11 protein-coding genes are annotated in these 13089 nt (G+C 75.3%); 1 reads left to right on the top strand and 10 read right to left on the bottom strand.

All coding sequences use genetic code 11. The features are described from left to right. Nucleotides 1-15: 15 nt before the first annotated feature. From JT723_RS31820 to JT723_RS31830, 3 genes are all read right to left on the bottom strand, one after another. Entirely contained in the window at nt 16-1839 is a 1824-nt protein-coding gene (locus tag JT723_RS31820) for a serine/threonine-protein kinase (protein WP_251512677.1), read from the bottom strand. A gap of 427 nt (nt 1840-2266) precedes the next feature. After that, nucleotides 2267-3820 (bottom strand): hypothetical protein, encoded by a 1554-nt coding sequence (locus JT723_RS31825; protein WP_205048339.1) that lies wholly within the window; start codon nt 3818-3820, stop codon nt 2267-2269. Next, a complete protein-coding gene (locus JT723_RS31830) occupies nt 3817-5343 on the bottom strand; it encodes a DUF6020 family protein (protein WP_205048340.1) in 1527 nt (508 codons plus the stop codon). The genes JT723_RS31825 and JT723_RS31830 overlap by 4 nt, the downstream gene beginning before the upstream one ends. A 207-nt stretch (nt 5344-5550) precedes the next feature. Here JT723_RS31830 and JT723_RS31835 point away from each other — a divergent pair, with 207 nt between their 5' ends. Continuing rightward, on the top strand, nt 5551-6168 hold the full coding sequence (locus JT723_RS31835; RefSeq protein WP_205048341.1) for a dTDP-4-dehydrorhamnose 3,5-epimerase family protein: 618 nt from the start codon (nt 5551-5553) through the stop codon (nt 6166-6168). Here the strand turns inward: JT723_RS31835 and rfbD are convergent. From rfbD to JT723_RS31870, 7 genes are read right to left on the bottom strand one after another with little or no spacing between them, the layout of a single operon-like run. Then, the gene (gene rfbD / locus JT723_RS31840; RefSeq protein ID WP_205048342.1) at nt 6123-6983 is read right to left on the bottom strand and encodes a dTDP-4-dehydrorhamnose reductase; all 861 of its coding nucleotides are present in this window, start codon (nt 6981-6983) and stop codon (nt 6123-6125) included. The genes JT723_RS31835 and rfbD overlap by 46 nt on opposite strands. Next, nucleotides 6980-7987, bottom strand: a complete 1008-nt coding sequence (gene rfbB / locus JT723_RS31845; RefSeq protein WP_205048343.1) for a dTDP-glucose 4,6-dehydratase — start codon at nt 7985-7987, stop codon at nt 6980-6982. The genes rfbD and rfbB overlap by 4 nt, the downstream gene beginning before the upstream one ends. Beyond that, nucleotides 7984-9051, bottom strand: a complete 1068-nt coding sequence (locus JT723_RS31850) for a glucose-1-phosphate thymidylyltransferase (protein ID WP_205048344.1) — start codon at nt 9049-9051, stop codon at nt 7984-7986. The genes rfbB and JT723_RS31850 overlap by 4 nt, the downstream gene beginning before the upstream one ends. Then, nucleotides 9048-10964 carry a class I SAM-dependent methyltransferase gene (locus JT723_RS36325; RefSeq protein WP_251512679.1) on the bottom strand — a complete coding sequence of 639 codons (1917 nt, stop codon included), beginning with the start codon at nt 10962-10964 and terminating at the stop codon, nt 9048-9050. The genes JT723_RS31850 and JT723_RS36325 overlap by 4 nt, the downstream gene beginning before the upstream one ends. Nucleotides 10965-10975: 11 nt before the next feature. Then, a complete protein-coding gene (locus JT723_RS31860) occupies nt 10976-11887 on the bottom strand; it encodes a glycosyltransferase family 2 protein (protein WP_251512680.1) in 912 nt (303 codons plus the stop codon). Continuing rightward, nucleotides 11884-12708, bottom strand: coding sequence for a glycosyltransferase family 2 protein (locus JT723_RS31865; protein WP_205048345.1), 825 nt, complete (start codon nt 12706-12708; stop codon nt 11884-11886). The genes JT723_RS31860 and JT723_RS31865 overlap by 4 nt, the downstream gene beginning before the upstream one ends. Then, the gene (locus tag JT723_RS31870) at nt 12705-13088 is read right to left on the bottom strand and encodes a DUF2304 domain-containing protein (protein ID WP_205048346.1); all 384 of its coding nucleotides are present in this window, start codon (nt 13086-13088) and stop codon (nt 12705-12707) included. The genes JT723_RS31865 and JT723_RS31870 overlap by 4 nt, the downstream gene beginning before the upstream one ends. Nucleotide 13089 lies beyond the last annotated feature (1 nt).

Genomic DNA, 13089 nt, shown 5'->3' on the forward strand with positions numbered 1-13089 from the left:
GCCGCAGGACCGGGGTCAGGAGGTGCCGGCCGGGATCTTCCAGAGGGTCAGCGAGCCGGTGTAGACGGGGGTCTTGTAGTAGTTCTGGGTCGGCGTGGTCTGGGTGATCGTCCACATGGCGAGGTTGCCGGAGGAGGTCACCGTGCAGAGCCGGTCGCCGACCTTGAGCAGGGCGTCCGGACCGACCAGGTCCTTGGCGCCGACCTGGGTGGGCAGCGGGGCGGACTCGGCTGCGGCCTTGCAGTCGGCGGGCTCGTCGGTGGGGGACTTGCCCGCCGGGGTGTCGAAGGTCAGGTAGTCGTCGCCGTAGCTGAACTCGACCGAGCCGCCCTCCAGACTGTGCTGCGGATCGACCTTCGGCTGGTCCAGGTCCACGTCGGGGCCGGAGTCCAGGCTGTTCGGCGGCCGGACGGTGAGCGGGTGGTTCTGGAACACCACCTGGTAGGTGCCGGAGCCGGCGTCCTGCGGGGCGCCGGAGGTCGGCGTGCCGCTGTCCGGGGGAGCGCTGTCCGAAGGCTGCTGGGACGCGGAGGACGGCGGGGACGAGGCCGAAGGGGTGCCGGGGGAGCCGGACTTGGCGTCGTCGCCGTCCTTGCCGCCGTTGTGGGCGACGGCGTACGTCACCGTCACCGCGACGACCAGGACGAGGACACCGCCGGCGGCCGCCAGCACCTTGCGCATCCGGCCGCCGCGGGGCGCGGCTTGGGGCGGCGCCGGAGCGGGGTGCTGCGCGCCGCCCGGCGGCTGCCAGGACGTCGGCGGACCCGCGGGGTAGGCGGACGTCAGGGGCGAGGTGCCCTGCGTGCCGGGCTGGGCGCTCGGCGGCGGTGGGGCCGCCGCCCCGAAAGCGCCGGTCGGCGCCACCTCGGGCACCGTCACCGGTGCGCCGCCCGCGCCCTGCACCGGCGGCGGGGCCGCAGGACGCGGCGGTGCCGCCGGGGCGGCCGGTGCGGCAGGGGCACCCTCCGGCTCGGGCGGCAGCTTCGCCGCCTCCTCACGCCGTACGATCTCGGCGGCCACCGGCTCCGGCAGCCAGCCCGCGACGTCCCGCAGCCCGCGGCCCGCCGCGGCGGCGCACGACTCGGCCAGCTCCTGCGGCAGCGGACGGGCGTCCGGGTCGGCGGTGAGGCAGCGTTCCAGCAGCGCCCGCAGCGGTTCCGGGTACGGGCTCAGGTCCGGCGGGCGGATCGCGGTGTTCGCGATCTGCGCGGCCAGCGTGATCGCACCCGCCTCGCCGTACGGGTGCCGCCCGGTGGCGGCGACGGCCGCGATCAGGCCGAGCGAGAAGACGTCGGTGGCGGGGGTGAGGACCAGGCCGTTGGCGTGCTCGGGCGACATGAACTGCGGGGTGCCGATCAGACCGCCGCTGCGGGTCAGGGCGGTCGAGTCGGCGGCCCTGGCGATGCCGAAGTCGATGACCGAGGGGCCTGCGGCGCCGAGCAGGATGTTGCTCGGCTTGAGGTCGCGGTGGATCACCCCGGCCGCGTGCACCGCCCGCAGTGCCTCGGCGGCGCAGCCCATCAGCTGCAGCACGCTCGGCAGCGGCAGGGCTCCGTAGCGGGCCAGCGCCTCGTCCAGGGGCAGGCCCGGGACGTACGCGGTCGCCAGCCACGGCTGGGTGCCGGTGGTGTCGTGGTCCAGCACGGGCACGACGTAGTAGCCCTGCACGCGGCGGGCCGCCTGCACCTCCTGCTGGAAGCGGCGGCGGAATTCGTCGTCCTCGGCGTACTCGCGTCGGATGACTTTCACCGCGAGCGGCTGGCCGCCGCGGGTGTGGCTGAGGTAGACGCTGCCCATGCCGCCCTCGCCGATCCGGGCGCGGAGCCGGTAGCCGGCCACCTCGCGCGGGTCCTGCGGCTGGAGCGGGCTGAGCGGGCTGGTTCTTGGCTGGCCTGCGATTTGGGCACCCCCCGGGTTGTCGGAGCCGATCGTACTTTCTGAGGGTGCGTCTGGGGGTGCCACTTGCTGTCGCGTACGCGACTTCTCTTGGTGGGGAGTGCGCGCGCCGTTCCTCGCGCCCCTGAGGGGGTGCCACTTGCTGTGGCGGTGCGTCTTTCCCGACGTCCGTGGCTTGGCGCGCAGTTCCTCGCGCCCCTTCAGGTCCTGCCCCTTGCGGTGCGTTGCTTGCCTGCGGCTGCGTCGTGGTTGCGCGTGCAGTTCCTCGCGCCCCTGGGTGATTGCCACTTGCGGTGGGCTCGCACCTTTCGGTGCGTCGTGGCTTGTCGCGCAGTTCCTCGCGCCCCTGAGAAACGCTCACCCCAGCGCCCTATGGCTTGGCCTCTTTTGGCGGGGTGAGGTGGTAGAGGTGTTCGCCGGTTTGGGGGGAGGTGGCCGTCAGGGTGGCGGGGGCCGGGGGGAGGCGGGTCGGGGGGAGGAGGAGCCAGGTGGCGCCGTAGGTGTGGGCGATGGCCGCGCGGCGGGCCGGGGGGGTGGAGGGGGCGAAGTACGCGGTCGTGTCGGACCAGCGGCGGTCGCGGTCGGCGGCCGGGGTGGAGGGGTCGGGCCAGGTCGGGGCGACCAGGTAGAGGCCGTACGCGGGGAGCACGTGCATCGGGATGGACTCGTCGGTCAGGACGACGTCGCCGACCGGAACGCGGTCGGCGACCCAGCGGTAGTCCGGCCAGCGGGCCGGGTGCCGGGTGGCCACGGGCAGCCAGCTCTGCGGCACCACGGAGCCGATCTGCGCGGCCAGCGCGAAGCACAGGGCCACCGCGGCCGGCGGGACGAGGGCGGCGCGCAGCCGGGTCCAGGGCGGTGCGGCGGCCAGTTCGACCGCGAGGCCGAACTGCAGCGGCACCAGCAGCAGCGCGAAGACCCGCCCGTAGGTGTAGTGGCCGCTGAACCACCCGTACACGGCGATGGCGCCGTCCGCGGCGAACATCAGCACCAGCGGGTCCCGCAGCCGCGTTCTGGCGGCCCGCCAGGCCAGTGCGGGCACTCCGGCGAGGGCGAGGCCGTACCACTGCCAGGGGTGGGTGTAGAGCCTGCGGTGGACCTGGTCCACGGTGGTGTCGCCGGCCAGCGAGAAGACGTCGAAGTACGGCCAGGCCGCCGCGACCGCCACCGCCGCGGCGGCGGCCAGCGCCCACCGCCCGGCGACCCGCCGGGACCAGCCGTGCTGCCGGGCCGCGACGGTCGCCGCGATGCCGACGGCCGCAGCCAGCGCGGTGATCGGGTGGACGAGCAGCAGCACCCCGGCCGCCGCGCCGAGCCCCGCGTACTGCCAGGCGGTGCCGCCGCGCCGGGCGAGGCGGTCGGTCCAGGCCCACAGCAGGAAGGTCAGGCCGACGGCGAAGCAGCTGGGGTAGGAGGCGCCCCGGGTCAGCGACCAGACCCCGCAGAAGCCGCTCCACTCCTTGCCCTCGACGCCCCACAGCAGGGTGAAGGCCAGCAGCGCGTAGACCGGTGCTGCCCGCCGGGTGCTCAGCGTCCTGGCGTAGGCGCCGACGCCGGCGACGAGGACCGCCAGGTTCAGCGGGCCGCACCAGCGGACCATCTGCCACCCGGCGGCGCCGGTGGCCCGGGCGGCCAGGCCGAGCGCGACGATGTAGGGGGAGTAGTACGGGCTGTCGGTGCCCGGTTCCTTCAGCAGCGGGTTCGCCGGGTGCCAGGGGTGGTCCCTGACGCGCTGCACCGCGGAGGCGTGCTGTCCGAAGTCCGAGGCGATGGGGGTGTGCCAGGCGACGACGGCGAGCAGCAGCCAGAAGGCGGTGCCGGCGACGGTGTACGGCGTCGGCCGCCAGGCCGCGAGCGCGCGGGTCCCGGAGCGCAGTGCGACGCCGGTCGCGCCCGCCCTCGTACGGGTCCCGACGCCGGTCATGCGGTGGCCCCCGAGCGGGGCGGTTGTGACCGCTCGGCCTTGCGCGCGGGCCGGCCCGCGGCGCCCGCGCCCGGGGGCCGGTCGGCGGGGTGGGCCGCGGTCAGCAGCGGCACCGTCAGGAAGCCGAGCAGGACGGGCGCCGCCATGTAGCGGAACAGCCCGGCGGGCGTGGCGACCAGCACCGCGACCTGCAGCCCCGCCGTGGTCGCGGCGAGCGCGAGCGCGGCCCGCAGCGGGCGGCGCCGCACCAGCCGGAGCACGATGAGGTAGGTGGCCCAGCACCACAGCGACCCGGTCCACAGGAACCAGGTCAGCTCGCGGGTGCGGGCCGCGGTGTACGCCCACACGCCCGCCCGGTGCAGCGTCGCCGACGGCGGGTCGGTGCGCAGCGCGGGCAGGAAGCGGCTGTGCTCCATCAGCCCGCCGGGCCGGGAGTAGCCGAAGCGGTCGGCGGGGATGACGGGCGGCTGGACGAAGATGTCGGTGTCGGTACTGGGCAGCGCCCAGGCGATACGGCCCCGGCACAGGTGGGCCGACAGCATCAGGTCGGGGCGTTTGGCCAGCACGTGGCCCCAGACGTCCAGCAGCCTGCCGTTGAGCCGTTCCGCGGCCGGGCGGTCGAAGGGCGCGGCCATCAGCGGGTCGACCCAGGCGCAGTTGGCGCCGCCGGCCGACCAGTGGGACAGCGGGGCGACCTGCGACATGACGGCGAGGTCGGAGCGGCGGAAGTCGTGCGGGGCGCGGTGGTAGGCGACGGCGATGTCGGCGTAGTTGAAGGCGTAGTAGGAGCTGGTGCGCGGCTCCTGGATGCCGATCGCCGGGTAGACGCCGAAGTTGAGGCCGAGCGCGAGCGCGGTCGGCACCAGGGTCGCGGCGGCGGTCCTGCGCCACTGCCGCGGCATCGCGACGACCAGCACGATGCCCGCGGTGACCACGGCCGGGTAGGTGTTGTTGCGGAAGACCGACAGGCCGAGCATGCCGGCGGCCAGCAGCCACCAGTGCAGGACGGGACGCTGCCGGGCGGCGAGGTGGGCGCAGGCGCCGAAGGCCAGGACGGCGGCGATGGCGTAGGCGCTGTCCTTCCACACGAAGACGACGAAGGTGCCGGTGGAGGGGATCAGGACGACGGCCAGCGGGGCGGCCGCCGCCCACCGGCCGCGTACGCCGAGGGCGCGCAGCCCGTGGCACACGTACCCCAGGCACGCGGCCAGTGCGACGGTCTGCAGGAGGGTCAGGGCCGCGAGCCCGCCGGTGATCTGCAGCGACAGCCACACCAGGACGTCGTAGGCGACGGCGTGGTCGCTGCGCCAGTGGCCGGTGGTCACCTGCCAGACGTAGGTGATCGAGTCGAAGCTCATCAGGCCGGGGTAGAACGCCAGCCACCACAGCAGCAGTACGGCCTCGCAGAGCAGGCCCACCGCGACCGGCAGCCGCGCCCTGACGGGCACCCGGGCGGCGGCGCGGCGCAGCGCCGTCACCGGCGGAAGGGAACGGGCTCCGGCGAAGCGGCTGATGGCGGTCACCAGGTTTCCAACGCGGCCCGCCCGCAAAGGTTTCGCACCGCCCCACCGGCGGCCCCCGCACACCACCCGTTCGGCGGACCGCGCCGATCCGCGCGGTGACCGGCACCCGGCGGGCCGCGTTGGTCCTGAAGAACACTCCGTCCCACACGGCCAGGGCGAACACCCCGTCCCGTACGAGCCCCCCCGCGACGAGAAGGCAGGCATCCCATGCGCGAGACCGGCATCCCCGGGGCCTGGGTCCACGAGCCCGCCGTCTTCCCCGACGAACGCGGCCGCTTCCACGAGTGGTTCAGGGGCGCCGACTTCGCCGAGGCCACCGACCACCCGCTGGACCTGGCGCAGGCCAACTGCTCGGTGTCGCGGCGCGGCACCCTGCGCGGGGTGCACTTCGCCGACGTGCCGCCAGGGCAGGCCAAGTACGTCACCTGCGTGCGCGGGGCGGTGCTCGACGTCGTGGTGGACGTGCGGACCGGCTCGCCCGCCTACGGGCGGCACGAGGCGGTGCTGCTGGACGACAGCGCACACCGGGCGGTCTACCTGGCCGAGGGCCTCGGGCACGCCTTCCTGGCGCTGACCGACGACGCCACCGTCGTCTACCTGTGCTCGCGCGGGTACGCGCCGGGCCGCGAGCACGGGGTGCACCCGCTGGACCCGGCGCTGGGCATCGGCTGGCCCGCGGACTGCCCGCCGCTGCTGTCCGCGAAGGACGCGGCTGCCCCGACGCTGGCCGAGGCCGAACGGGCGGGGCTGCTGCCGCGGTACGCCGAATGCACCGCCTACTACGAGGAGTTGCGCAGCGCCGGGAAGGCCGCGGCCAGCGCCTGACGCCAGTCGCGGATCGGCTCGGCGCCCGCCGCGGCCCAACCGCCGTGGCCCAGCACGCTGTAGGCGGGCCGGGGCGCGGGCCGCGGCACCGCGGAGGTCCCCACCCGGCGCACCCGGTCAGGGTCGGCGCCGAGCAGCCAAAAGACCTCGCGGGCCAGGTCGTACCAGCTGGCCGCGCCCGCACTGGTGCCGTGGTAGATCCCGGCGGGGGCGCCGCCCGTGCCGAGCGCGACCAGTTTCTCCGCGAGGTCGGCGGTCCAGGTCGGCTGTCCGTACTGGTCGCCGACGACGTCCACGGTGTCGCGTTCCCGCTCCAGGCGGATCATCGTACGGACGAAGTTCGGCCCGCCCGCCCCGTACAGCCACGCGGTGCGCACCACGTAACCGTCGCCCGGCATCAGGTCGAGCACCGCCTGCTCGCCCGCCAGCTTGGTGCGGCCGTAGGCGGTCCGCGGCGCCGGGCGGTCGCTCTCGCGGTACGGGGCTGCCGCGTCGCCGGCGAAGACGTAGTCGGTGGACAGGTGCAGCAGCCGGGCGCCGTGCTTGGCGGCCAGCACCGCCAGATGCCGCGGCCCCTCGCCGTTGACCCGCAGCGCTTCGCCCTCGGCGCTCTCCGCCGCGTCCACGGCCGTCCAGGCCGCGCAGTTGACCACCACGGACGGGCGGTGGTCGTCGAGGACGGCGCGGACCGCGTCCTCGTCGGTCACGTCCATCGCCGCCCGGTCCACCCCCACGGCCGCCTCGCCGCGCTCGGCCAGGCGCAGCAGCAGGTCGCGGGCCAGCATCCCGCCGGCCCCGGTCACCAGCCACGTCATCGCTGCCCCACCACCCCGGCCGACGCGGACAGCAGCGGCTCCCACCAGTCGCGGTGCCGCCGGTACCAGTCCACGGTGGCGGCCAGGCCCGCCGCGAAGTCGACCCGCGGGGCGTAGCCCAGCTCGGCGCGGATCTTGCCGCAGTCCACCGAGTAGCGCAGGTCGTGGCCCTTGCGGTCGGGCACCTCGCGCACCAGGTCCCAGCCGGCGCCGCACGCGTCGAGCAGCAGCCCGGTCAGCTCGCGGTTGGACAGTTCGGTGCCGCCGCCGATGTTGTAGACCTCGCCCGCCCTGCCGCCCCGCCTGACCAGTTCGATGCCCTGGACGTGGTCGCTGACGTGCAGCCAGTCGCGTACGTGGCGGCCGTCGCCGTACAGCGGAACCGGGCGGCCCTCCATCAGCCGGGTCACGAACAGCGGGATGAGCTTCTCGGGGAACTGCCGCGGCCCGTAGTTGTTGGAGCAGCGGGTGATCCGCACGTCCAGGCCGTGGGTGCGGTGCTGGGCCAGCGCCAGCAGGTCCGCGGACGCCTTCGAGGCCGCGTAGGGGGAGTTGGGGCGCAGCGGGTCGGTCTCCGGCCAGGAGCCGGACCCGATCGACCCGTACACCTCGTCGGTCGAGACCAGCACGAAGACCGCGACGCGGTGGCGTACCGCGGCGTCCAGCAGGGTGTGGGTGCCGACGACGTTGGTGGTGACGAAGTCGGCCGCGCCCGCGATGGAGCGGTCCACGTGGGTCTCCGCGGCCAGGTGCACGACCTGGTCGTGGTCCGCCAGCAGCCGGTCCACCAGGGCGGCGTCCCGGACGTCGCCGTGCACGAAGGCCAGCCGCGGGTCGCTGCGCACCGGCTCCAGGTTCTCCGGGCGGCCGGCGTAGGTGAGCGCGTCCAGCACGGTCACCTCGACCGCCTCCGCGGTGTCCCCGGCCGTCGCGGACAGCAGGGCCTGCACATAGTGCGAGCCGATGAAACCGGCGCCGCCGGTCACCAGAATGCGAGTGGTCATGACGAGATCTGCACCTTGCTGTGGTCGCCGAGTACGAGCCGGTGGGCGGCGGGGGTCCGCGGTCCCGGCGTGACCTCGACCTTGCGGCCGATCAGCGACGCCTCGATGCGGCGCACCCCGAGGATGGACGAGCCCGGCAGCACGATGGAGAACTCGATCTCGCTGTCGCGCAGCACGCAGTCCGCGCCGATCGAGGTGAACGGGCCGACGTAGCAGCCCTCCACGACCGTGCCCGGGCCGATCATCGCCGGGCCGACGATGCGCGACCCGGTGATCCGCGCGCCCGCGCCGACACTGACCCGGCCCACCAGCTCGCTGGCCGCGTCGACCTCGCCGTGCACACCGCGCTCGACCGTCTCCAGCACCGAGCGGTTCACCTCCAGCATGTCCGCGACGTTGCCGGTGTCCTTCCAGTAGCCGTCGATCACCGTGGACCGCACGTCCCTGCGCTGGTCGATCAGCCACTGGATCGCGTCGGTGATCTCCAGCTCGCCGCGCCCCGACGGCTTGATCGCGCGCACCGCGTCGTGCACGGCCGCGGAGAAGAGGTACACGCCGACCAGCACCAGGTCGCCGCGCGGCACCGCGGGCTTCTCCTGCAGGCCCACCACCCGGCCGCTGCCGTCCAGTTCCGCCACGCCGAACTCCGAGGGGTTCGGGACCCGGGTCAGCAGCAGCTGGGCCGCCGGGCGGTGCGCACGGAAGGCGGCGACCTGGTCGCCGATGCCGCCGACGATGAAGTTGTCGCCCAGGTACATCACGAAGTCGTCGTCGCCCAGGAAGTCCCTGGCGATCAGCACCGCGTGCGCCAGGCCCAGCGGCTGCTCCTGGCGGATGTACGTGGCGCGCAGGCCGTGCGCGGAACCGTCGCCGACCGCCGCCATGATCTCGTCGGCGGTGTCGCCGACGACGATCCCCACGTCCTCGATGCCGCACTCGGCGATCGCCTCAAGGCCGTAGAAGAGCACCGGCTTGTTCGCGACCGGGACCAGCTGCTTGGCGGAGGTGTGGGTGATCGGGCGCAGCCGGGTGCCGTGGCCGCCGGCCAGGACCAGGGCCTTCACGCCTGCCGCCCGGCGGTGGCGGCGGGGGCCGCGGTGGTCTCCGGCGCGGCCCCGACCAGCACGAACTCGTTGTGCCTGAAGAGCCGTCCCGCTGCGCGGGGCAGCGGGAAGGAGTACGCCCTGCGGACCTGCAGGCCCGCCGCCCGCGCCTCCTCCTCAAGCTCGGCGAAGCCCACGAACCGCACATGGGTGGCGTCGCTGGCGAAGCCCGCCTCCTGCGGGGTGATCAGCACCGCCCGGCCGCCGGGCCGCACGTAGGGGAGGTACGTCGCCAGCAGCGCGGCCGCCTTCGCCGCGTCCAGGTGCTCCAGGACGTGCGCGCACAGCAGGCTGTCGAAGGAGCCCGGCGCACTGTCCGTCGCCGCGAACTCCTCCGGGGTGTACGCCGTCAGGCCGCGGGCGCGGGCCGCCGCGACCGAGTGCGCGTTGTGGTCCACGCCGACGCTGCCGGGCGCGCAGTGCCGCAGGTTGCGGCCCACACCGCAGCCCACGTCCAGCACCCTGCCCAGGCGCAGCCGGCGCAGGTTCCAGCGGTAGGGAGCCTGCGTGGGGAGCAGCCGCCGGGCCAGCAGACGGGCGGTGTAGTCGGGGGAGGCGGTGTCGGACATCGGGGCGCCTTTCACAGGTGTGTCGACTCTGAGCGTACGGATCAGGCGGGCGGCGAGCAGGGCGGCGGCGGTCCACGAACCCAGCGCGTACGCCGCCTCGACGCGGTGGGCGGGCGAGCCCGGCAGGGCGAGCGCGGCGGCGGTCACGGCCGCGCCCGCGCCCCAGGCCAGTGCCTGCCGGCGGTGGCCGCCGGTGGCGAGGGTGCCGTTGCCGAGCAGATACGCCACCAGGTAGCCGGTGGTGCCGAGGCCCAGCGCGGCGAAGTCCAGATGCCCGAGGACGGGAGGTGCCGCCAGCAGCCGCTGCGTCACCCACGGGCCGGCCAGCGCGGCCGGCACCGTGCACAGTGCGCCGAGCGCCGCCATCCCCCCGGCGCTGCGCCGCACCCCGCGGGCCACGCCCGCCCGGTCCCCGCGCTGCTGCCGCACGGTCAGCTCCCGCAGCAACCCCGCTTGCAGCGCGCCCACCGCGAACTGCGGCACCCGCACGAGTGTCAGAGCGCACAGCAGCGCGGTGACCAGCGCCGCGTCCCCCGGAGCGAGCCCCTTCACCCCGAGCACCGGAGCATTGGCCATCCCCTGCGCCAACACGGCCCCCCCGACAAGCCCCACCATCCCCCATCCGATCTCCCCGGGCACCCGGCCCCCCGCGTCCTGCGGGGTGGTACGGGGCAGGGCTGGGCCAGGTGTGGGTTGCGGTGGGTGGGGGCGGGTGAGGGAGGGGAAGGCTGCCGGGAGGGTGGGGAGGCAGGCCAGGAGGGGGGAGGTGGTCAGGAGGAGGGTGAAGGCGGTGGGGGAGTGGGTGTGGGTCAGGAGGAGGGCTGTGGCCGAGGTGAGGCGGAGGAGGCCGTCGAGGGTGAGTTGGGTGGCGTAGGCGGTGAAACGGGCGTGGCCGGCGAGCAGACCGCGCAGGGTGTGGGTGGCCGCGAGGGCGGTCAGGGCGCCGGCCAGGGGCCACAGGAGGGCGGAGTTGCCGTCGAGGGCGAGGCGGGTCAGGGGGCGGTGGGCCGCGGCCAGGAGAAGCAGGACGGCCGCGAGCAGGCCCGCGGCCACCGCCGTGCCGCGCCGCGCCAGCGGACCCGTGGGGGTGCCGGCGGCGACGCGGGCGGCGACGGTGCGGGTCAGCTCCTGCTCCAGCGGGAAGAACAGGCCGATGCCGACGGAGAAGGCCACCGCCCAGACCACGGAGAGCCCGGCCATGCCGGTGGTGTCCAGGCCGCGCCCGGCGAGCGCGAGGTGCCCGTACGCCCCGGCCGCGTTGACCGCCATGCCGGCCCCGACCAGGCCCGTACCCCGGGGTACCACCCCGCCGATCCTCACCCGCCGGCCTCCGGCGCGCGGGACACGGCGTGGTGGAGCAGCGCGGCCATGGGGCGCGGGGCGGGCGCGGCGCTGGGCAGCAGGGTCAGGGCGTGCAGGCGGGACGACCAGTGGTGGTGGGCGGCACGGGCGGCCCGCGGCCAGCCGTGGGCCGCCAGGCGTGCCGCGGTGCCGCGGAAGAAGCGGCGGGCCTCGTCGAAGCGCGCCCCGGTGACGGCCTGCGCGGCGGACGCGCTGACCGCGTGCCGCCGGTAGCGGAAGCAGACCTCGGGGTCGGTGGCCAGCTGCCCCCCGTCGAGCAGCAGCTCGACCACGACGGCGAGGTCCTGGATGACGCCGAGGTCGGCACGGAAGGGGTGCCGCCGCAGCGCCTCGGTGCGCCAGCACACGGAGGGGAAGTAGAGCCAGTTGCCGCGCAGCAGGCTGACCGCCAGGTCCTCGCCGCCGAGCAGCGCGGGCACCGTGCGGATGCCCGCGGGCGCGTACACCCACCGCTTGGCGGCGTCGACCAGCGACGAGCTGGGCCGCCCCGCGGCGTCGACGACCTGCACCCCGGGCTGCACCATGGCCGCCTCGGGGCTGCGCCGCAGGGCGCGCCGCACGGTCCGCAGGTAGCCGGGCAGCATGAGGTCGTCGCAGCCCATGAGCACCACGTGCGGCGCCTGCGCGAGGCGGACGCAGCGGTTGAAGTTCCCGGTCACGCCGAGGTTGTGCGGGTTGCGCAGGTAGCTCACCCGGGGGTCGCCCAGCGCGGCGAACCACTCGGGCACCCCGGGCTCGGTCCCGTCGTCCACCACCGTCAGGTGCCAGTCGTCGCCGTCCTGCGCCTGCACGCTGCGGACCGCGGCCTGCAACAGGGGCACGTCGCCGTAGTAGGGGACCATCACGTCGAAGGCGTGCGCGCTCACCTGGCGGCTCCCGCGGGCTCGGCGGGTTCGGGCACCCGGGTGGCGGACTCGGCGCGCTGCGGGGCGGGGACCCTGCGGGTCAGGGCGAGCAGCAGCACCAGCGCGGTCCTGGCGAGGTAGACCAGCGCCCGGGCGGACGACTGGCTGGGCACCCCGGTGGTGCGCGGGCGCATGGCGACGGCGACCTGCCGCACCTGGTAGCCGCGGCGCAGCGCCCCGACCATGCTCTCGACGGTGTCGCCCAGGTACTCGGCCGGGTACCAGCGGGCGAAGAAGGCGATCATGTCGCGGTTGCAGGCGCGAAATCCGGACGTGGAGTCGGTCAGCCGGGTGCCGGCCATCCCGGACAGCACCAGCGAGAGCAGCCGCATCGACCAGCGGCGCGGGCCGCGTACCCGGTAGTCGCCGACGCCCGCGAAGCGTGCGCCGACCACCAGGTCGGCGGTCTCCAGCGCGGCCAGCAGCGCGGGCACGTAGCCGGGGTCGTGCTGGCCGTCGGCGTCGACCTGCACGGCGGCGTCGTAGCCCTGGTCGAGGGCGTAGCGGTAGCCGGTGCGCATGGCGCCGCCGACGCCGAGGTTGTAGGGGAGCCGGGCGACCAGCGCGCCGGCCGCGCGGGCGGTCTGGGCGGTGCGGTCGGTGGAGCCGTCGTCGACGACGAGCACGTCGGCGGCGGGCACCGCGGCCCGCAGCTCGGCCAGGACCGCGGCCAGCCCCTCGGCCTCGTTCCACGCGGGCACGATCACCAGGACCCGCCGGGCGCCGGTACCGGCAGCGGCGCCCGAACCGGCAGCGGCGTCCGTGCCGGAGCCGGGCGTCATCCGGCGCCGCCCTCCGTGCGGCGGGCCGCCACCGCGGCGGGACGGTTCTGCTCCTCCAGGGCCGCCCGGATCAGGGCGATCTCCTCGGCGAGCGTCCTGGTCTCCTCCTCCAGGCGGCTGGACTCCCAGCTCAGGTGGAGGCACACGAGCAGCAGCAGCACGATCCCGGCGAAGAGCACCAGGCTGGCGCCGGAGACGATGCCCAGGCCCCGCGCCAGCGAGTCCAGCATCTGCGGGAAGAGTCCGAGCGGCACCACCGCGGACCCCACCGCGAGCCACAGCGCCGCGTACTTCTCGCGCAGCTGGTGCCGGCGCAGCAGCTCCAGAATGCAGCCCAGCAGGGCCAGTCCGGTGAGCGAGGTGATCACGGACAGGTGCACG

The sequence above is a fragment of the Actinacidiphila bryophytorum genome, from assembly GCF_016916835.1.
GTDB classification, from domain to species: domain Bacteria; phylum Actinomycetota; class Actinomycetes; order Streptomycetales; family Streptomycetaceae; genus Actinacidiphila; species Actinacidiphila bryophytorum.